General features: G+C 69.6%; 21 protein-coding genes and 3 pseudogenes. 12 read left to right on the top strand and 12 right to left on the bottom strand.

Annotation, left to right across the window (positions count from 1 at the left end; all coding sequences use genetic code 11):
* Positions 1 to 94: 94 nt before the first annotated feature.
* Both E1258_RS34390 and E1258_RS34395 read right to left on the bottom strand, forming a co-directional pair.
* The gene (locus E1258_RS34390) at positions 95 to 589 is read right to left on the bottom strand and encodes a hypothetical protein (RefSeq protein WP_243715207.1); all 495 of its coding nucleotides are present in this window, start codon (positions 587 to 589) and stop codon (positions 95 to 97) included.
* Positions 590 to 698: 109 nt separating this feature from the next.
* A pseudogene (locus E1258_RS34395) lies at positions 699 to 914 on the bottom strand (NAD-dependent epimerase/dehydratase family protein); the annotation flags it as partial.
* A gap of 17 nt (positions 915 to 931) precedes the next feature.
* Between E1258_RS34395 and E1258_RS05140 the strand changes: the two are divergent.
* Positions 932 to 1,318 (top strand): MarR family winged helix-turn-helix transcriptional regulator, encoded by a 387-nt coding sequence (locus tag E1258_RS05140; RefSeq protein ID WP_207919410.1) that lies wholly within the window; start codon positions 932 to 934, stop codon positions 1,316 to 1,318.
* 97 nt (positions 1,319 to 1,415) lie between these two features.
* On the opposite strand, the gene E1258_RS05150 is transcribed toward E1258_RS05140, so the two are convergent.
* The gene (locus E1258_RS05150) at positions 1,416 to 1,832 is read right to left on the bottom strand and encodes a hypothetical protein (protein ID WP_243715199.1); all 417 of its coding nucleotides are present in this window, start codon (positions 1,830 to 1,832) and stop codon (positions 1,416 to 1,418) included.
* A 242-nt stretch (positions 1,833 to 2,074) separates the two neighbouring features.
* Between E1258_RS05150 and trpB the strand changes: the two genes are divergently transcribed.
* The 3 genes from trpB (at position 2,075) to E1258_RS05165 (ending at position 4,843) form a co-directional block, all read left to right on the top strand.
* The gene (gene trpB / locus E1258_RS05155; RefSeq protein WP_132397305.1) at positions 2,075 to 3,256 is read left to right on the top strand and encodes a tryptophan synthase subunit beta; all 1,182 of its coding nucleotides are present in this window, start codon (positions 2,075 to 2,077) and stop codon (positions 3,254 to 3,256) included.
* Positions 3,253 to 4,038, top strand: coding sequence for a tryptophan synthase subunit alpha (trpA, locus tag E1258_RS05160; RefSeq protein WP_243715200.1), 786 nt, complete (start codon positions 3,253 to 3,255; stop codon positions 4,036 to 4,038). Before trpB ends, trpA begins: the two co-directional genes overlap by 4 nt.
* Positions 4,039 to 4,111: 73 nt before the next feature.
* Positions 4,112 to 4,843, top strand: a complete 732-nt coding sequence (locus tag E1258_RS05165) for a GntR family transcriptional regulator (protein ID WP_132397307.1) — start codon at positions 4,112 to 4,114, stop codon at positions 4,841 to 4,843.
* Between the two features lie 150 nt (positions 4,844 to 4,993).
* Here the strand turns inward: E1258_RS05165 and E1258_RS05170 are convergent, their stop codons facing one another.
* A complete protein-coding gene (locus E1258_RS05170) occupies positions 4,994 to 5,299 on the bottom strand; it encodes a hypothetical protein (protein ID WP_132397309.1) in 306 nt (101 codons plus the stop codon).
* Positions 5,300 to 5,506: 207 nt separating this feature from the next.
* Positions 5,507 to 5,784, bottom strand: a pseudogene (locus E1258_RS34400) (theronine dehydrogenase); the annotation flags it as partial.
* Between the two features lie 86 nt (positions 5,785 to 5,870).
* Between E1258_RS34400 and E1258_RS05180 the strand changes: the two are divergent.
* Both E1258_RS05180 and E1258_RS05185 read left to right on the top strand, forming a co-directional pair.
* Positions 5,871 to 7,490, top strand: coding sequence for a triacylglycerol lipase (locus E1258_RS05180; RefSeq protein ID WP_132397311.1), 1,620 nt, complete (start codon positions 5,871 to 5,873; stop codon positions 7,488 to 7,490).
* 256 nt (positions 7,491 to 7,746) lie between these two features.
* A complete protein-coding gene (locus tag E1258_RS05185) occupies positions 7,747 to 8,292 on the top strand; it encodes a DUF1990 family protein (protein ID WP_132397313.1) in 546 nt (181 codons plus the stop codon).
* A 180-nt stretch (positions 8,293 to 8,472) separates the two neighbouring features.
* Here E1258_RS05185 and E1258_RS05190 read toward each other — a convergent pair whose 3' ends face one another.
* Positions 8,473 to 9,399: an NADP-dependent oxidoreductase gene (locus E1258_RS05190; protein ID WP_132397315.1), complete on the bottom strand. Its 927-nt coding sequence runs from the start codon at positions 9,397 to 9,399 to the stop codon at positions 8,473 to 8,475.
* Between the two features lie 101 nt (positions 9,400 to 9,500).
* Between E1258_RS05190 and E1258_RS05195 the strand changes: the two genes are divergently transcribed.
* Both E1258_RS05195 and E1258_RS05200 read left to right on the top strand, forming a co-directional pair.
* Entirely contained in the window at positions 9,501 to 10,478 is a 978-nt protein-coding gene (locus E1258_RS05195) for a GlxA family transcriptional regulator (RefSeq protein ID WP_132397317.1), read from the top strand.
* A 19-nt stretch (positions 10,479 to 10,497) separates the two neighbouring features.
* On the top strand, positions 10,498 to 11,100 hold the full coding sequence (locus E1258_RS05200; protein WP_132397319.1) for a hypothetical protein: 603 nt from the start codon (positions 10,498 to 10,500) through the stop codon (positions 11,098 to 11,100).
* A 194-nt stretch (positions 11,101 to 11,294) separates the two neighbouring features.
* Here the strand turns inward: E1258_RS05200 and E1258_RS05205 are convergent, their stop codons facing one another.
* On the bottom strand, positions 11,295 to 11,621 hold the full coding sequence (locus E1258_RS05205; protein WP_243715201.1) for an aldo/keto reductase: 327 nt from the start codon (positions 11,619 to 11,621) through the stop codon (positions 11,295 to 11,297).
* 227 nt (positions 11,622 to 11,848) lie between these two features.
* On the opposite strand from E1258_RS05205, the gene E1258_RS05210 reads away from it, so the two are divergent.
* Both E1258_RS05210 and E1258_RS05215 read left to right on the top strand, forming a co-directional pair.
* Positions 11,849 to 13,888 (top strand): NACHT domain-containing NTPase, encoded by a 2,040-nt coding sequence (locus tag E1258_RS05210; protein WP_132397321.1) that lies wholly within the window; start codon positions 11,849 to 11,851, stop codon positions 13,886 to 13,888.
* A 106-nt stretch (positions 13,889 to 13,994) separates the two neighbouring features.
* The gene (locus E1258_RS05215; protein WP_132397323.1) at positions 13,995 to 14,378 is read left to right on the top strand and encodes a VOC family protein; all 384 of its coding nucleotides are present in this window, start codon (positions 13,995 to 13,997) and stop codon (positions 14,376 to 14,378) included.
* A 41-nt stretch (positions 14,379 to 14,419) separates the two neighbouring features.
* On the opposite strand, the gene E1258_RS05220 is transcribed toward E1258_RS05215, so the two are convergent.
* The 3 genes and pseudogenes from E1258_RS05220 to E1258_RS35685 form a co-directional block, all read right to left on the bottom strand.
* Positions 14,420 to 14,737: a transposase gene (locus E1258_RS05220; RefSeq protein WP_207919411.1), complete on the bottom strand. Its 318-nt coding sequence runs from the start codon at positions 14,735 to 14,737 to the stop codon at positions 14,420 to 14,422.
* Positions 14,738 to 14,754: 17 nt separating this feature from the next.
* Positions 14,755 to 15,018 (bottom strand): hypothetical protein, encoded by a 264-nt coding sequence (locus E1258_RS34405; RefSeq protein WP_243715202.1) that lies wholly within the window; start codon positions 15,016 to 15,018, stop codon positions 14,755 to 14,757.
* Positions 15,019 to 15,086: 68 nt separating this feature from the next.
* Positions 15,087 to 15,353 (bottom strand): annotated as a pseudogene (locus tag E1258_RS35685) (SDR family NAD(P)-dependent oxidoreductase); the annotation flags it as partial.
* Between E1258_RS35685 and E1258_RS35690 the strand changes: the two are divergent.
* Positions 15,333 to 15,737 carry a LysR family transcriptional regulator gene (locus E1258_RS35690; protein ID WP_371688570.1) on the top strand — a complete coding sequence of 135 codons (405 nt, stop codon included), beginning with the start codon at positions 15,333 to 15,335 and terminating at the stop codon, positions 15,735 to 15,737. The pseudogene E1258_RS35685 and the gene E1258_RS35690 overlap by 21 nt on opposite strands.
* Entirely contained in the window at positions 15,659 to 15,940 is a 282-nt protein-coding gene (locus E1258_RS33840) for a LysR substrate-binding domain-containing protein (RefSeq protein ID WP_371688571.1), read from the top strand. Before E1258_RS35690 ends, E1258_RS33840 begins: the two co-directional genes overlap by 79 nt.
* 704 nt (positions 15,941 to 16,644) lie before the next feature.
* On the opposite strand, the gene E1258_RS05235 is transcribed toward E1258_RS33840, so the two are convergent.
* The gene (locus tag E1258_RS05235; RefSeq protein WP_132397347.1) at positions 16,645 to 18,129 is read right to left on the bottom strand and encodes a non-reducing end alpha-L-arabinofuranosidase family hydrolase; all 1,485 of its coding nucleotides are present in this window, start codon (positions 18,127 to 18,129) and stop codon (positions 16,645 to 16,647) included.
* 427 nt (positions 18,130 to 18,556) lie between these two features.
* Positions 18,557 to 19,132 (bottom strand): TetR/AcrR family transcriptional regulator, encoded by a 576-nt coding sequence (locus E1258_RS05240; RefSeq protein WP_132397325.1) that lies wholly within the window; start codon positions 19,130 to 19,132, stop codon positions 18,557 to 18,559.
* Positions 19,133 to 19,204: the final 72 nt, after the last annotated feature.

The raw sequence follows: 19,204 nt of genomic DNA on the forward strand, positions 1-19,204 counted from the left end.
TCACAGCCGCTACCAGCAACAAGCCGAACAGCAACACCAAGAAAACGAAGACCTCGAATAGCCCGAGGCCACGACGCAAGGGTTAAAGATCAAGTTAGGTCCCAGCCCGCCAATCGCATACCGTGGGCGGTGGTCCACACGGGTGCTCGGTGCGGACCAGGCTCATGAACGCGTCGGGCAGCTCGTTCTGTTGGGCGTGCTCGACGGCGGCGACCAGCGCGGCAATGGCTTGGACGTCGTCTGCGGCGTCCGGCGTGCCCAGCACCTCGTACGTGCGGTAGGAGCCGGTCGCCAGTTCGACGACAGCACCGGCGCGCAGCGGCCGCCAGCCCAGCCGCTTCCTGGCGGCATCGCCGGTGACCCGCTGGTCGAGTGCGAGGGCACCGGCGAACGCCTCACCCAGCGCCTCGCGGGCCTCGGAGACTGGCCAGGCGCGCGGGGCGGCCAGGATGCCGGCGGCGCGTCCGGCGGCGTGCGCAAGGTCCCGCACCGGCACAGCCGATTCGGTGACGCCGTGCCAGATGGTGCCGGCGTCGGCGCGCTCCAGTACCGCCACGTACAGCTCGGCAAGATCGTCTACGTGGACCATGGGCCAGTGGACGGGCTCGCCGCCGTGGTCTGCAGGGGTCGAACACCGGCGCACCGTGCTTGCGGGCCAGGTCCACCAGCAGGGCGGGGATCCCACGTCCACGCCCGTACACGATGCCCGGCCGGATCACGGCGGCCGCGTCGGTGGCGGCGTCACCGGTTGGGGTCGCCGCGTGGACCACGGCGTCGATGTCGGGCGTCACCGCCCGGGTGAGGGAGTCAGGGTCGGCCAGGTCGGCGATGCGCCGTTCGCGGCGGGACTGGTCACCGGTGCCGCGGGTCAGCTCGACGACCTCGTGGCCGTGGTGGATCAGGTGGTCGGCCACCGCAGAGCACAGCGGTGATGGTCAGCTCGACCGCGCTGACCAACCGCATCGACCGGCTCGTGGACCGGGGCCTGGTCGACCGTGCTGTCGATCCGGGCCACCGACGCCGGGTGCTGATCTCGCTCACCACAGACGGTATGAACCTGGTCAACGAGCTCGTCGAGCGCCACCCGGCCAACGAGCGGCACCTGCTGGACGGGCTGACCCCGGCCGACCAGGCCCACCTGGCCAGGCTCCTACGCCGCCTGCTGACTTCGCTCGGCGACTGCGCGTCCGGCTATCCAGCCGGTTGTTCATGTCTATGGGGCGCGGGCGGCCGGGTGCCGAGCGCAGTGCGGTGTCGAAGGCGTCGAGAGCGGGCCAGACCGTCGTCCCGGCGCTGTTGGGGTTGCCGGTACGGATGAATCGGGCCCAGTAGCCGACAAGTTGACCGGCCAGACCTTCGCCGTCATCACCCGGCTCTGCACAGCGCATGGACTCCGCGCAGCTGACGGGCACCGGTCAGCCGCGGGCGTCGGCCGGCGCGTGCACCGTGAGGTGTGCGGACAGGGTGCCGAGGAAGTCGGGGGCGTCGAAGACGGCGCCGGCGGAGACGACGCCGGTCGCCTTGGTCCGGCCGGTGAGGATGCGCTCGACAGCCTCGACCTCGAGCGGTGCGCTGATGGCGTAGATGTCCTGTCCGGTGGCGGTGATGCGACGTTCGGCACCGGCGGAGCGGATGAGGACGTCGACGGTGAAGGTCTGCGCGGAGCGGCCGCGCTCGTCAACGGCGGTCGGTGCCGCCGGGTCGGGGGAGAGAAGGTCAGAAGCCGCGTTCGTGGTCATGTACGTGCGCACCTCCGACACGTCCACGTCGACGTAGGGGATGCCGGCACGCAGCGCCGCCTCGACCATGTACCGCAAGTTGGGCGTCCGCAACCGGACAGCTGATGGCCCGACTGTTCGCCGACCATGAGGCGGACAGGGTGGGCTGACCTCGACGGCAGAGCCGACGTGGTCCGGCCGACGGCCGAGCTGCTGAGTGGCAGCCGGAGAGGGGGTTGCGGAGTTCGGAGTAGCAGGCGGCCGGCCTGCGGTGGGACAGACCTGAGCCTGTACGTGTCAACGAGCTCGTCCGGACCACCTTGCCAAAGTGAACCCAACCGTTCTATAACTCTTGCATGAGTTCTATAACAGTGCGGCCGACAGTCGTTCCGGGGCGGTACGGCAGCTACGGCGGGCGGTACGTGCCGGAGTCCCTGATCCCCGCCTGCGAGGCCGTCGCCGAGGCCTTTCCGCAGGCGTGGGCCGATCCCGGCTTCCGCGGCAGCCTCGCCGCGCTGCTCTCGGCCTACGCGGGACGGCCGACCCCGCTGACGCCGGCCCTGCGGCTGTCGGCCGAGCTCGGCGTGACGGTACTGCTCAAGCGGGAAGACCTGACGCACACCGGATCACACAAAATCAACAATGTGCTCGGACAGGCGTTGCTGGCCCGGCGCATGGGGCGTACGCGCCTGATCGCCGAGACCGGGGCGGGCATGCACGGCGTCGCGACGGCGACGGCCGGTGCCCTGTTGGGTTTGCCGGTGCAGGTGTTCATGGGCGAACACGACGTGGAACGCCAGGCGCACAACGTATTCCGTATGCGGCTGCTGGGCGCCGAGGTCGTTGCGGTGACCACCGGCAGCCGTACGCTGAAGGATGCCACCAGCGAGGCGATGCGCCACTGGGTGACAGCCGCCGACGAGACGTACTACTGCGTGGGCTCGGTCATCGGGCCGCACCCGTATCCGACGATGGTCCGTGAGTTCCAGCGCGTCATCGGTGACGAGGCCCGGCGGCAGTGCGCGGCCGAGCTGCCCGCCGCCACCCCCGACTACGTGGTCGCCTGCGTCGGCGGCGGCAGCAACGCGGCGGGCACGTTCGCCGGGTTCGTCGAGACATCGGCGAAGCTCGTCGGGGTGGAGGCCGAGGGCGGCTCCGGCGCGGCGAACGGGGAGATCGGCGTGTTGCACGGCTTCCAGTCGCTTTTCCTCCAGGACGAGCACGGGCAGATCAAGGAGGCGCACTCGATCGCGGCTGGGCTGGACTACCCCGGCGTCGGCCCCGAGCACGCGTACCTGCGCGATCTGGGGCGCGCCCGGTATGTCACCGTCTCCGACGGGGAGGCGGTCGCGGCCGCCGTCCGGCTCGCGCGGACGGAGGGCGTACTGCCCGCCATCGAGTCGGCCCACGCGGTCGCCTGGGTCGTCCGCGCCGCCGGTACGCCGGAGCTGCCCAGCGGATCGACCGTGCTCGTCACGCTCTCGGGACGCGGCGACAAGGACATCACCACCCTGATCGCGGAGGCGGACCTCGCATGAAGCTGCTGATGCCCTACATCACCGGCGGAGTCGTGCCGGGCTGGACGGCGTACCTCAGCGCCTTCGAGCACGCCGGAGCCGACTTGATCGAGGTCGGGCTGCCGTTCTCCGATCCCACGGTGGACGGTCCCACCATCCAGGAGTCCTCGGACGCGGCGCTCGCCCGAGGCACGACGCCCGCCTCGGTCCTGGAAGATCTCGCCAAAGTGCGGATAGACATCCCCCTCATCGCCAGCACATACGCCAACATCGCGCTGCGTCCCGGGTTCGGTGACGCGCTGACGGCGGCCAGAGTGACCGGGCTGATCGTGCCCGACCTGCCCCTCGACGAGTTGGCCGGGCTGGAGGTGCCGGGCGTCCAGGTGAGTCTGCTCGCCTCGCCCGCCACGCCGGACGACCGGCTCGCCGAGATCGGCCAGCGCAGCCAGGGCTTCGTGTATGCGATCTCGGTCATGGGCACGACCGGCGAACGCGACCGGCTCGCACCGTCGGCCGCCGCTCTGGCCGCCCGGCTCAAGCAGGTCACGGACCTGCCCGTGCTGCTGGGCTTCGGCATCTCCACCCCGGAGCAGGCGGCCGAAGCGTCGGCGGTCGCCGACGGGGTCATCGTCGGGGCGGCCGTCATGCGGCGCATCCTCGACGGGGCGGGTCCCGCCGAGGTCGGTGCCTTCGTGGCGTCGCTGCGGGCCGCGCTGTCTCTGGTGGCCCCGTGCGATGATCGGCGGTGGCCGCAGATCAGCGACAGCCGCGCCTCAAGATCGGCGGCTGCCGCTGATCCGTAACACCAGAGCGCACTGATCAGCGCAAGTCGCCGATCCTGGGAGCGGACACAGCCGACGCAGCGGGAGGAAAACAGTGGCACGCTATCGGGCCATCGCCGCCGACCTCGCCGCAAAGATCCGCGACGGCCACTACGTGCCGGGCGAGGCGCTGCCCCCGCAACGCGAGCTGAGCACGGAGTACGGCGTCACTCTGATGACGCTGCGGCAGGCCCTGCGCGAGCTGAGCACCGAGGGGCTTATCGTCCAGCAGCCCGGCAAGGGCACCTTTGTCGCACCGCCCCATGCGGCGTACCAGCTAGGAGCTTTGCGAAGCTTCGGCGACGATTTGCGCGAGCAGGGCCATGAGGTCCGCACGACGGTGATCTCTCGCGCACAGCGCCGCGTGCCCTCGCGCGTCGCTGCCCGGCTGCGGGTCCGCGAGGCCGAGACGGGCCTGCGCCTGGAGCGGGTCCGCGCGTTCGCTGGCCGCCGCGCCATTCATCAGATCTCCTGGGTACGCGAGCCGCACGCGAACCGGTTGCGCGACGTGGATTTCACCGGCACGTCGTTGTACGCGGCCCTGGCCGACCTGGGGGTGGTGGTGGCCCGGGCGGCGGAGACGATCCGGCCGGAGGTGCTGAACGCGGACGTGGCCCGGCATCTGGACGAGGACGAGGGTGCGCCGGTGCTGGTCAGCGACCGGATCACGTACGCGCCCGACGGGACGGCCCTGGTGGCGGACCGGGCGACGATGCTGGGAAGCATGATGCAGATCACCGCCGACCGGGCCGCCACTGGCCTGTCCCTCCACTGGGGAGCGGTCTAGGTTCCGCTTTTGGTTGCCGATCTGGTCGTTGGGCTCGGGGGATGACCGTGGTGATGCCCTTGTCCCGCAAGGCGGTCCGGTTCGCGCCTGCGTGTTTGGGCGACACCCAGCCACGGGACGTGACCCGAGGCCGATCAGGCCGATACTTGGTCAGTCGACGCACATCGCCTGGTGGGTGGACCGGAAGACCCACGTGCCGCCACCCGGGGACATATAGATCAGTAATGTACTGTACTGCCCGGGGGTGCAGTCGTGGCCGACTGCAAGGACGGCCGCCCGGGCCCGCTGTTCGGCCGCCGCCTTCCCGGCCGCGTAGGTGCTCCCCGCCCCGTCGACAGTGGCGCTGCGAGGGGTGTCATAGCCGTCGGCGTGCGCGGCCACAGGTGCGGTTGCCAGGCCGAGCGCCACCGCTGCCGAGACGAGGCCGAGCCGGCGGAGCCAAGTGACTTTTCGCATGCTCAATCCTTCGAGGGTCATTGAATCGATCACCATGAATTTTTGAACAGATCGGTGTGGGGCGGCATCGGCCACTCGGTCACTAGAATTCGGCCATAATGCCGTTGTCCGCACGGTGGCGGAGTCCTGATCGGCGTTGGCTCCTCGAGGATCGGATCAAGGTGGTCGACTAGGTTCTGTCGCCGCTGGCCGGCCGCCGCGCCGTCCTTCCCGCTTCCGCCCGGTAGGTGCCGTGCGGTCCCGCGCCTTTGCCACGACGCTGGTCGGTCGGAACAGCACGCCGACCTTGGCCAGCTCCGAGACCAGACCCACCGCGAACCTGGGCTGAATCCGCCACCGGTCCGAGCGGAGCCGGGCAGGCTCTTGATGCCGTGCTCGGTGTACTGCCCGTTGCGGCGCATGCCCCACTCGTCGATGGTGCAGTTGGGGCAGGGCGCCGGGTCGGGACGACGGACGATTTCCACCATAAGGTCGCCCGAGGCCAGCTCCGGCAGCGCGAGCGACCGGGGGGAATGGCGGGCGTCAGGAGGGGTACCCGGCAACGCCGCCATTCCGGGCGAGAGGAGGGAACGTGCAGCCTGCGCGGGTACGCCTGGCGCTGCTTCTCGTGCTGACCGCGGCGCCGCCCGCGGCGGAGGCGGCAATGATGACCGCCGTCGGCTACCTGTTTACCCGGGCCATGACGCCGCAGGCCAGCGCCATCTGGCCGTACAGCGTGTTCCATGATCTGCGTTGGGTGCTCGTCTACCACAACGGCTGGTTGGGCTTTGCCGCCGCACTGGTCGGGGTGGTCGTCGTACGCGGGCTGCTCTGCGCTGGGTACGTCGCGCTCGCCTGGCCCCAGGAGCGTCCCCGGCCGGCGTTTCGCCGGCTGGTCGAGCGCAGCATGCTCTTCACCATGGCCATGGTCGTGATCCTGCTGCCGTGGGCTGCGCTGGACGTGGTCACCGCCGAGTTCTCGCTGGCCACCATCTTCTTCGGGCTGCTGGTGCCGGTGGTGATCCTGGCGGCGTTCGTGCTGCCCGGCGGGATCGTGCGGGGCTGGTGGCACGGCCTGCCGCCGCTCCGCCTGATCGGTTGGACGCTTGTCAACTTCGTGGCCCTTACCGTCGGCGGTGTCCTCGTTGCCGCCACCCCGGCCTTGTGGGCAGCGCTGACGGCCGGCGTAATGGGGGCGGTCAACGGGCTGCTCTGGCAACGGCTGGTCCGGGCCGACGTGCGCCAGGAGCGGATACGCTGGCGACTGGTCCCGGTGGCCCCGCTCGTCGCCGTCCTGGCCGTCGTCGGCCTGGTGGTTGCCGACCGCGCGGCGCTGCGCAGTCAGACTGACACCCTCCCGCCGAGCCCCGAGCTGTCCCGGGTACGGCACATCGTGATCTTCATCGCCGGTCACGAGTCCGCCTTTGCCGGGGACCCCGCGCCGCCGGCCGGGCCGGTGCTGCGCTTCTCCTATCGGGGCCTCGACGCCGACGGCCGGCCGCGCCCCTACTCCGCCGTCGACACCTACCAGTCGATCCCGAACTCGGCTCGGCTCCTCGGCGAGCAGGTGGCGCGGGTACACGCCACCACCGGCCGGCCGGTGGCGATCGTCGGGGAGAGCGAAGGAGCCATGATTGTGCGTTACTACCTTTCCCACGGGCCGCATCCGGCGGTGGACAGCGCGGCCTTGGTCAGCCCGCTGGTCCGGGCCGGCCGTGCCTACTACCCGCCGAGAGGGGCCAACACAGGTTGGGGGATCGGTACGGGATGGCTGCTGCGCGGGTTGTTCTGGACGGCCGGGCACGACGCTGACGCGCCGTTCCTGCGTTCGCTGCTGGACAACGCGCCGCTCTACCGCAACCAGATGCTCTGCCCGGTGCCCGGGGTACGGATGATCGCGTTCCTGCCGGCCATCGACACCCTGGCCCTCCCGCCGCCGCCGGGGTCCACGCAGATCGCCCTGGTCGAGGTCGCGGCCACCCACGGGCGGCTGATCGGCGAGCCGGCCATGTCGCGGATGCTGGCCGCCTTTCTCAACGGTGACCTGACGCCCGGCCCGCCGCCCCGCCGCGCTCGGGCGTTCTCGCTCGCGGCCACGGCGTGGCAGGCGCCCGCCCTCCCGGTACGGCTGAACCCGACGTGGCGGGCGCAGACCACCGCCGACGTCGTGCTCCAGCCGATCGGCCCACGCCGTAGCCGCTGTCCGTCCTGAGGCGGGTCTCACACATCGCCGGCCCTGCGGATGCCGCGAACCTCCTCCATCCTGGTCACGATCCTCTCGATCAAAGAGATCGAACGTCGGATGTGGCGGCTACGCACCCGCTGCGCCACCACCCGACGAACCCGAGGACGCCTCAACCCCCGCCTACTTCGTAGAGCCAAGACGGGCCACCACCCGCGCGCAGCGCGTCTGCAGAAGTGACACATTCATCGACCACTTTGCCTGATCGTATTGGTGTGATCTTGTGATGATCAGAAGACGGCCAGCATCGCTCGACGAGCTTCCAGGTAGAGACTTCACCTACTCCAACCCGGGAACTGCTGGCCGCGAGCCCCGTCGCGGCTACCGTCACATCTCCCTTGTTGAGGCGATCGGTTTGGGCGATGTCTCATTCAACAAGGCTTCAGAAGCTCTCCTTGGCCTGGAGATGCACAGAAGGGCCGGACTGGCAGTCTCGTCATCTGCCATTCCCGTCAGCGTAGGCGCGAACGTTCTTCTTGAGCTCCCAGTTACCGGCTTCCACATCCAAGCGCCGTGTCGGATCGTTTACGTGATCAACGACCGACATGCGAATGGGTTCGCCTACGGCACGCTGTCCGGACATCCGGAAAGCGGTGAGGAGGAATTTGTTGTGACGCGAGACCTCGACAACCGGGTCTGGTTCTCGATTCGAGCGTTCTCACGGCCGAGTTCGCGTTTATTGCGACTAGCCGAACCTCTTTCCCATCTCGCGCAACGCGCGATGACCTTGCGCTACCTGTCCGCACTGCGTAGTATCGCAAACTCCCCATGACCCAGTGACGTGATCTCAGCAAGGGACAGACCTTACGCGATCACCCTAGTCTGCCGGACCCGACGTTGACCGGCGATCTGGACTGCGGGTCAGGGTTGGCGCCGTCGGGGTACGTGAATGTGATCAAGCGGGCGGTGCGACCGCGTCCAGTCGGGTTGCCGCCCGGGTTGACGCAGAAGGTCAGAGCGTCAGGATGATCTTTCCTTTGGTGCGGCCGGTTTGGCCGATCTCGTGGGCTTTGGCGACCTGTTCGAGGGGCAGCACTGTGTCCACCTCGACGCGAAGTTGCCCCGTGCCGACCAGGCCGGCGAGCGACGTGAGCCCGGCAGCGTCCGGCTCGACGATCATGAATCGAGCGCGCTTGCCCTGCCGGGCTGCCTGCTCCTCCAGGTACGTCTCGGCCGGCGAGGCGAGGGCGACCAGGATGCCGCCCGGGCGCAAGGTCCGCAGCGAGCGCGGCCCGTACTCGCCGCCGATCGTATCCATGACGATGTCGAGGTCGTGGAGGCCCTTGGCGAAGTCCGTCGTGGTGTAGTCGATGACCTCATCGGCACCCAACCCATGGACGAACGCGTGCTTGGCGGCGCTTGCGGTGCCGATCACGTGCGCGCCGCGCGCCTTGGCGATCTGCACGGCGAGGTGGCCGACGCCGCCCGCGGCCGCGTGAACCAGTACGCGCTGGCCCGGCTGGACACCGGCGACGTCGACGAGGGCCTGCCATGCGGTGAGCCCGGCGAGCCCCAGACCGGCCGCCTCGACGTGGGACAGCCCGGCGGGCTTGCGAGCGAGGTGGCGCGATGGTGCCGTGACGTACTCTGCGTAGGTGCCGGCCGCCTGCGGTAGCCGTGGCATGCCGAAGACCTCGTCACCGGGGCGGAACAGCGCGGCGCCGACACCGACGGCCTCGACCACCCCGGACAGGTCCCAGCCCAGCCGCACCGGCTGGCCGAGCAGGCCTCCGGTCGCGCGGTGCCAGAAGTCGGTCGGGTTGACCCCGGCCGCGTGGACCCGGACGAGCACCTCCGCCGGGCCGGGCTCGGGGCGGTCGACCTCCACCAGGTTGAGGACCTCGGGCCCGCCGAGCCGGTCCTGTTCGATCGCACGCATCGTATGCCTTTCTGTTCGTCTTCGGTGTGCGCGATCCACCCTGCCGCGGCGACGACCGGGGTTCGAGTGGCCAGATCGCCAATATGTGAAAGAATCTGGCCATGCATCGCGTGGTCGTCCTGGCGCTCGACGGCGTGTACCCGTTCGAGCTGAGCATTCCGGTCCGCATCTTCGGTACCGCTGCCGGTTCCGACGGTCAGCCGCTGTACGAGGTCGTCACCTGCAGCGTCGACGGCAATCCAGTCGCCACCAGCGCTGACTTCACCGTGGCCGTCCAGCACGGTCCTGAGATGATCGACACGGCCGACACACTGGTGCTACCGCCCTTCGTGTGCGACCCGGGGGACGACCAGGACTGGCTGCCCGAGCTGGTCACGGCGGCGCTGCGCCGGCTGCGGCCGGATTCGAGGATCGTGTCCATCTGCACAGCCTCGTACGTCCTGGCCGCCGCCGGGCTGCTTGACGGCCGGCCTGCCACCACGCACTGGAACAATGCGGAGCATTTCCAGCGCACGTTCCCGAATGTGAGGGTCGATGCCGACGTGCTGTTCGTCGACGACGGCCAGGTGCTCACCGCGGCCGGCGTGGCGTCCGGCGTGGACCTGTGTCTGCACCTGGTACGCCGCGACCACGGCAGCGCGGTCGCCAACCGGTTGGCACGGCTGTGCGTCGTGCCGCCCTGGCGCGAGGGCGGCCAAGCGCAGTTCATCGACCGTTTGGTGCCAGAGCCGGCGACCGCGACGACATCCGAGACCCGGCAGTGGGCACTCGGAGAGCTACACCGGCCGATCGCCCTCGCCGAACTGGCCGGGCACGCCCGCATGAGCGTACGCACGTTCTCGCGCCGCTTCCGCGCCGAGGTCGGCATGACACCAGTGCAGTGGCTCGCGCGGCAGCGGGTCGAACACGCCCGCCGTCTGCTGGAGACCACCGACCTGCCGGTCGACCAGGTCGCCGCCGAGGCCGGCTTCGGCACCGCCGCGTCGCTGCGTCAGCACCTGACCGCCGCGATCGGGGTCTCGCCGACGGTGTACCGGCAGACGTTCCGCGCCCTGGTGCCAACGGCCCGCGCGTCGTGACCGGCACTCGACATCCCGGTTGACGATCCGGGTCAAGCTCACGCTGCTTGACGCGGGGCTCTTCGCGCTGAGCGGCGCCGCACTGCTCACGCTCACGTACCTGCTCGTCCGGTGGCAGTTCGCCCGGCCCTGCGCGACGCCGCTACCCGAGGACCTCGAACGGGCGACGGCCGGTGGCGGATCCGACGTGGTCGTCGACATCGAGGAGGCGGTCCAGGCCGACGTACTCGCCACCGCATCGTGGCAGTCCGCCGTGGCGTTTGCCGCGATGGCCGCCGCGACGCTGGTGCTCGGCTGGTTCACCGCAGGCCAAGCGGTGCGCCCGGTGCGCGACACTGGCGGCCGGCTCTCCGCCGACTCGCTCGGCGCGCATCGGCTACACCGGCGCCCGCGACGAACTGGCCAAGCTGGCGTACACGTTCGACGCCATGCTCGAGTCGATGGCGAACCGAACATCAGCGACGAAAGCGCCGCGACCAGCGGCGATTCGGCATTCGTGGTCGCCCGCCGAGCCAATCCCCCCACGGATGGCGTCAGCGCACGCCCGTCCGAGCACGCTGACCGACGCCGCCGGCACGTTCCACACGCCGACGAGACCGAGCTTGGCCCTGGTCCTGGGTGAATGCACGGTCGGGTGCGGGGTATGCGATTCCTCGATGTCCCTGCAGCGGTTACAGGCGGCGAGACTCACCTTCCTGCCAGCAGGGCTCTCCCCCTGAGTTCGGCGGCTCTTCGTTCGGCGTCTGCAAGGACGTGGGTGTAGACATCTGGTCGTCCTACCTTCGGTAGACGCGCCCTGGGTGTGGGTAGCGCCTATCAGCCCGGCGACTTCGGCGAAGTCGTGCCTGCCGGGTGTGGCGCTGCAAGGCTGGCCAGCTCGTCCGCGGACAGGCGAAGCGCCCCGGCGGCCACGTTCTCGACCAGGTGATCCGGGTTGCCCGTGCCCGGGATGGCCAACACGTGCGGTCCGCGACTCAGCGTCCAGGCGATCCGGACCTGCGCCGGCGGGGCGCTGTGTGCACGTGCGATGGCGAGGACCGCGTCGTTGTCGGCGACACCGCCGGCCTCACGTCCGTCACCGGTGATCGCGAAGAACGGCACGAACGCGCTGCCCTGCGCGCCGCACGTGCGGAGGGTCTTCACGCTGGAGCGCCCGGTTGATCAGTTCGTTGGCCGAGCGCAGCGGGGAGAAGTAGAACGGGAATTCCCCGGTGTCGGCCTGCTCCGCCATTTGTACGACCACTCTGATCCGCATCGGCACAATCTGCGGCAGCGGTTCCCCCGCGGAGGGTGAAGCCCTACCGATCGAAGGTCCGTGCACATATCCTTGCCCGGCCTCCACAGTGGGTGGTGGCTTGGGGAGGGCAGTCGTGGGCTGGGTCCGGTCGCGGGTGACGGTGGCGATGCTGCTCGTGCTCTCCTACTCGGCCTTCCTGGTGCTCGTCTATTTGCGACAGGGACCGTTTGCGGATCAGTCGCCGGCACCACTGGAGGTCGCCAGCTGGGCGTCGGCGGTGGCCGCCTTGCTGCTGTCGGGCCTGCAGTTCTTCCTGTCCCTGCCGCGCCGGCAGTCGGCCGGTGAACGCGCCAGTACGCCGGAGCAGGTCACCCATGCCCGAGCGATGGTGGCCCGCGACTCCCGTTTCCTGGTCCAGCGTGAGATCCGCCGGCGTGAGCTCGGCGGCTCGGTGCCGTTGCAGGTCCGCTGGTCGGCCGGCGGCCGAGGCAAGGTGGAAGGCGGCCGCAAGGGCGTCGCGGTCGCCGGCAGCACGGCCGGGCTGAGCGGTACGGTCGACGACATCGCCGTCCGGCTCGGGGAGACGGGCGTCTCGCGGTTGGTGCTGCTCGGCAACGGCGGCTCCGGCAAGACCTCGCTGGCGCTGCTGGTCGCCGACCGGCTGCTCGTCACCGGTTCCGGCCCGGTCCCGGTCGTGCTGTCCCTGTCGTCGTGGGACCCCACCGACGAGGACCTGCTGGAGTGGATCATCCGCCGGATCTGCACCGACTTCACGGGTTTTGCGAACGTTGCCGCCTATGGCAGCACCGCCGCGAGCCAGCTACTCCTCGACGGCGAGCTGCTGCCGGTCTTGGACGGCCTCGACGAGGTGCCATTCGCCGTCCGCTCGCAGGCCTACCGGCAGCTCAGGGACCTTCCGGAGCGGATACCACTGGTGCTCACCTGCCGTTCCAACGAGTTCGGTGACCTCAAGCTCCACGCGGGCACGCCGATCCTGGAGATCCAGCCGCTCGCCCCCGCCGCCGCGCTCGACTACCTGGCCGGGCAGGACGAGCGGTGGCGGCCGCTGAGCCGGAGGATCGAGGACGGTGAGGACATCGGGGCGCTGGCCGGCGCACTCAGCACGCCCCTGATGGTCTTCTTGGCCCTGCGGGTCTTCCGGTCCGGCGACCGCGACCCCGCGGAGCTGCTGGACCGCAAACGGTTCCGGACCAAGGGCAGCATTGAGGACCACCTGCTCGACGAATTTGTGCCCGCCGTGATCGGTCAGCACGACGACTTCGTCTCCGGGACCTCCCGGATCGAGGCGCAGCTGGCCGGTCATTCCGAGCGGCGCGCGAGGTGGAGCGAGACCAAGGCCCAGACGTACGCCCGGGTCCTGGCTCGTCATCTGCGCCTCACCGGCGAGCGGAACCTCGAGTGGTGGACGTTGCGGAAGTCGTTCCCGATCCCGGGTGGCACCTTCCCGGTGGTCGCGGTCTTGGCGGTCATCACCGCCGCCACGCTGGTCCGGCTCCTGCTGGGCGAGAGTGTGCTGCCGACCGGCCTCGAGATCGCACTGGGCGGCGTTGCAGGAGCGATCGCGTCCCAGATCCACCGGTGGGCCGACCTCCACTCGGGGATCCGCATGCAGCCGACCCTGAACCTCGGTGCCGGCCTGGCCGCCCTCGGTGGCCCGCTGATCGGCCTGCTGGTAAGCCGCTGGGCCGGCGACCCGAGCCTTGGCATCGTGTCCGGCACCGCCACCGCGACCGTGATCACCGTCGGCACGACCCGGCTGGCCGCCCGCACCGGCGGCAGCGAACGGGTGCTGACCGCCCGCCGACTGCTGCGCCGGGTCCGCAATGCGGCGATCGCCGGGGCGCTGATCTGGGGCAGCGGCTTCGGCACCCTTACCTGGCTCACCACCCACGACCCCGTCCTGGCAGCCTGCATCGCCGCCGGTGCGGCCGTGATCCAGCTCCGGGTGTCGCCGTGGGCGTTCTACGTCGACGCACGCCTATCGGCGGCCCGGCAACAGCGGCTGCCGCTGCGGCTGCTGCGGCTACTGGACGACCTGGCCAGGCTCGGGGTGCTGCAGGAGGCGGGCGCCAGCTACCAGTTCCGGCACGAGGCGCTGGCGGCCCGGCTGGCGGTGGACCGCATTCCCCGCCCGGCGAAGTCGAGCGGATAGATTTAGGGCGTCGTATCGAAGGTGCTGCCAGGCGCCCGAGTTGTACGCGCGATGAACGAGCGCAACTCGATGGCGTCTGGAGTGGAAATCAGGGAGGCTCGCGTGCATGGTCTCGGTATTGCAGAACGTGGCGATTGACTGCGCGGATGCCTACGAGCTGGCCCGGTTCTGGAGCAGGGTGACCGGCCGTCCGCTGCATCCGGAGGACAAACCGGGTGATCCGGAGATTCGGGTGCTGCTGGCGGAGGGCCCAGTGCTGTACTTCAACCAGGTGCCCGAGTCCAAGACGACCAAGAACCGGATCCATCTGTGTTTGCGCCCAGAGACCTCGCGCGAGCAGGAGGTGGAACGACTGCTGGGCCTCGGCGCCACCCATGTCACCGATCACCGGAATCCCGATGGCTCTGGCTGGGCGGTCCTGGCTGATCCCGAAGGCAACGAGTTCTGCGTTCTGCGCAGCGAGTCCGACCGAGCCGCCATGACTTCCTGACGCTTCTGCGACCATCCCGGCCGGTTTCAGATGAGTGCTGGTCACAGCCACTCGTTGATGGCCGCGACGAGGACGGTCACCTCATGACGGACGGCAAGTTCGTCGTACCTCGTGGCCACGGCGCGGTTCCTCTTGCGACGGATGATTCCGCACTCGACCGCGTGTCGGACCTTGTGGTCCTGCGAGTCGAACGTCGGCGGCCGGCCGCCGCGCAAGCCGCGCTTCTTGCGGCGGCGGGCCTGGTCGATGTCCGGGATGGTGCAGCGATCGGCCTGGTCGGGCACGGCATCGGGCCGCTGCCCGCATGGCGGCCCACCGGGGGGGGCGATCCCGACCTTCGACACTGCCAGGACCAGCATGTGGGTCGGCCTCGCACTCAAGCCCTGACCACCGACGATGCGGTCTCACGGGAGGCATCCAGAAGTTCAAGACGCTTGACGTACGACGCGCGCACGTCCCGATAGGTGTCCTCGCCTAGCGGCAACCGCAGCGGCGCGTCCGGCCTGTCGGCGCTGGCGATCATTGCCCGGGCGATCGCCTCCGGGTCGTTGTCCAGGGCGAACGAACCGTCCGCGATCGCCCGCCGGGTGTCGCCGGCCGGGGTCGCGTCGTACTCCACCATGATCGGCGCGGTGTCCATGCCGGCGCCGAAGCCGGTCGGGTAGCGCCCGGCTCCACGATCGTCACGCCGATCCCGAACGGTGCGACCTCGGCGGCGACCGTCTCGCAGAAGCCCTCGATGCCCCACTTGGCGGCGTGGTAGTAACTGAAGTTCGGGTACGTAGTCTGGCCGCCCGCCGACGACACCTGCAGGATCCGGCCGTGTCCCTGGGCGCGCAGGTGAGGCAGGGCCGCACGGATCACGTCGATCGAGCCGAGCAGATTGGTGTCGATGACCCGCTGGATCTGCTCGCGGGAGGCCTCCTCAACGGCAGCGAACAGCCCGTACCCGGCATTGTTGACGATTACGTCCACCGTGAGGTCGCGGCGACCGGCTCGTTCACCGCCGCGGCGGACAACCTCGGCTACACCCAGTCGGCGATCTCCCGGCAGATCGCGGCGACCGAGTCCGCCGCCGGCTCGACCCTGTTCGACCGCGGCCGGCGAGGCACTGGTCCGGCACGCGGCAACCGTGCTGGCCGGTGTCGAGGCCGCCGAGTCCGAACTGGCCGGCCTGCGCGACCGCTCGCCGGGCGGGTGACGGTCGGCGCGTTCCCTACCGCGTCAGCCGCGCTCATCCCCCGCGCCCTCGCGCAACTGCGCACCGACCACCCGGGGGCATCGAGGCGACCATCGACGAGGGCTCGACGCCGGCCCTGCTGCGCCGGTTACGGTCCGGCCGGATCGAGGTGGCGGTGATCGCGGTCGGCCCCGGCCTGCCCGACTACGACCTGCGCGACCTGCGCCAGGACGTACTCGGCGAGGGCGGCCTGATGGTCGCCGTACCGGAAGGGCACCGCCTCACCCGGCTCGCCCGGATCCGCCCTGCCGACCTGGCCACCGAGCGCTGGATCGTCACCGACGGCCCCGACCCCCAGTTCCGCGCGCCTGGCCGACCCTGACCGAACCCCACATCGCACACGCGGTACGCACTCGACGGCCCGCTCCCCCCGGGCAGCAGCCATGGTCACCGCCATCAAGAACCAGTCCGCCCTGCTTGACCGCGAGGTCCGCAACGCCTGACCACCACGTCGGCTGTCCGGGAGCGTGGCCGAGAGGCTCGGAGTGAGCAGGGCCTGCTCGGGTTTGCGGATCTTCGAAGCCTGCGGGTCGAATACCGCCGACCTGGGCGAGGAACGCGGCCACCGGGTACGGGGCAAGGGCGGCAAGGCCGTCCCACGCCCCACATGCTCGAAGAAGTGAAGGATTGCCGACCCGCACGGCCAGACGTGAAGGGTGCGGTCGCCTTCGGGGTGCTCCACGGGAGCCGAGTAGCAGGTGTGCCACGCTCCCACGGCTGGCGCGCAGCCTGCGCTCTCCTGCTCGATTCCGCCGACGGTGAGCGGAAGCCTGTCGACGGTCCGGGTCCAGGCCCGGTGCACCTTGATCTGGTCGGATCGCTCGCTCAGTCGCAACCAGAAGAAGGCTGTCGCTCGGGCAGTGGGACGGGCTCTGCGTGCTGGGCGGGCTCGGCCTTGCACCGAGCCCGCCCTTCAGTCCCACCCGACCCTGGCCGCGAGCCGTGGGCAACGCTCACCCGGTTCGGCGTACGTCGTTGCCCGCGAACGTCAGGAACACTCGAGCCGGGCCTGCGTCACGCCACTAGCTAGCGCTGCAGGGTGAGCACGGCCGGCCGGTAGGGCAGGAGACCGTAGTCCATGCCGTCGGAGCTGGGGTCGCGCCCCTGGTAGAGGAACTGCAGGTTGCACGGGTCAATGGTCTTGGTCTGATCGGGGTTGGTACGAACCAGATCGCCGTGGCTGATGTCGTTGGTCCAGGTGGCGCCACTGTTGGCCTTGCCGGCGAAGGGGTTGCTCACGGTGTCGGCCTGCGGTGTCCACGTACCGTCGAGGCTGGTGGCCGTGAACGAGCGGAAGTAACGACCCTGCGAGCTCTGCGCCTCGACGATCATGAGGTACTGGTTCTGGCCCTGGACCTTGTAGACCTCGATCGCTTCGAACAACCTTTGCGGCGTGTCGCTCATGATCTTCGTGTAGCTCGAGCCGAAACTGCCCGGGAAGTTGGCGAGGGGCATGCTGGCGCGGTAGATGCCGCCGAGGTCGTCGGCGAAGAACATGTACATGTTCTTGTCGTCGGCGATGAGTGTCTGGTCGATGGGGGCCCCGGTGGGGAGGGTGCCCGTGAACAGCTCCTGATGCGCTCCCCAGCCGTTGGGGTTGGTGGGGTCGGTCGAGGTGCGGTAGGAGAAGGTGTATGGCCAACCCCACTGGTACGCGAGCACCCAGATGTTCTTCGGGGCGTGGTACAGAAGGGTAGGCGCGACAGCGTTGAAAGGCAATTTGCTCTGGGTGGCCGACGCCATGTCAGACCAGTTCGTGAAGGGGCTGAACATCGTCGATTCCCAGGCCCCGTTGAGCCGGGTGTCGTGCGTCGTCCCGTAAACCAGATTCTTGCCGTTGTGGACGACGGCGGTGAAGTCCTTGAGCGAGACCCAACCCGGCGCCGGGTTCGCCAGCGGGCCGGTCGACGTCCAGCGGTACGTGGAGGGAAGGGCGCACGTGCCGGTGCCGCCGTCGACGCGGACGAGTTGCCACTGCTGGTTGGCACCGTTCCAGTCGTCCCACTGCTGGATGTTGGCCCCGTCCGCGGTCGACAGACCCGCCACCTCGAGGGCCTTGCCGCTGTTCCGGTTGACCAACCGGACGTAGCCGCTGTCGGAGTCAACCAGCCGGAACTGCTGGTTGGTGCCGTTACTGTCACCCCACTGCACGATCGCCGAGCCGTTGGCGGTGGAGGAGTTGGACACAGCGGCGACCTTGCTGGAGTGACGGGCCTTGAGCCGGTAGTAGCCGCCGCCGGAGCCCACGAACTGGAATTGCTGGTTGTTGGCGTTGGTGCGGGTCCACTGGATGAGCCGGGCGCCGTCGGCGGTGGACGCGCCGTTGACGTCGAGGGCCTTGCCACTGTTGCGATTCACCAGCACATACCAGGCGGTGGTGTCCACCGTGGCGGCCGACGCCGGCGTAGCCACCGTGAGCAGCCCGGCCACGACCGCCATGACTGCCACAGCGGCCAACCCCGACCGCCACCGACGACGCCACCTCACGGTGCGCGCAAACCCAACGGACATAGCATCTTTCCTTTCATCATTGGGGACCGCCGACATGAAGCGAGCCGGGCATTGGTCGGTGGGCCGGCCCACCGACACAGGCATAGGCGCCCGCATATGTGAGCGTTAACATGGACGACCGGACATCAGCCCGGCGCGTCAACCATCGATGCGGCACCCGGGTTGGGTGCGCAGCTCCCCCGTGGCGCCGGTCGCCCGGCACCCCGACATGCGGCTCGACGGGCCCGCGCAGCGCTGCCGCGTCGGGCCCGGACGAGCGATGACCGGCTGCCCGTGCGGCCGGTTACACGTTCGTGTCCAACAAGTTGCGGCACATCCTCAGCGATCAGCGTGGGGCAAGTCAACACCCCGGATCTCGCGACTGGGGCAGGTTGCGGAGATCATCACCATCCGCGACCAATGTGCGGAAAGCCTTGTTGATGCGCCCTCACCTCGATGAGCCGAAGAGCAGGTCGAGGTGGACGTCCAACGCGCTCAGTGCCTGATCGGCGCTGTACTGGCCGCCGAGCAGATAGACACCGAGCCCCTCCATGAGCGCCAGCAGTCCGGCCGCGGCCTCGTCGGGCTTCGGGGACGGCACAAGGCCGGCCATGAAATCGAGCATCTGCGCGGTCTCCTCGCGAAGGGCGGAAGCGGCCGTCGGTCGCACCGCGGTGTAGGCGAGGAACCCCAGCGCCACCCGTCCGTCGTCGCGCGTCTGCTCGTCGAGCGGCAACAGGGCGGCGATCATCGTCCGCAGCAGCGCACGCGGCGACGGGTTGTCGCCCAGCCGCGCGACCGCCTCGGTGACCCGGGTCTGGCTGCGCTCGCCGACGACGGCCAGCGCGAACGTCATCATCTCGTCCTTGGTGCGGAAGTAGTGCTGCACCATCCCCGGGGAGACACCGGCCTCGGCCGCCACGTGGCGCAGGCTGATGGCGTCCAGGCCCTGTTTCGCGGCGACCCGCATCAACGCGTCGGCGATGAGCCTGCGTCGCTCCTGGGGGTCGACCTTCTTGGGCATGATGCCGATGCTTTCACAATCCGATCGGGCGGCTGGGCGGCCGGTCGCGTCACCGCGCTCCGGCCGCCCGAG

This window comes from Micromonospora sp. KC207, assembly GCF_004348615.1.
Lineage (GTDB): Bacteria > Actinomycetota > Actinomycetes > Mycobacteriales > Micromonosporaceae > Micromonospora.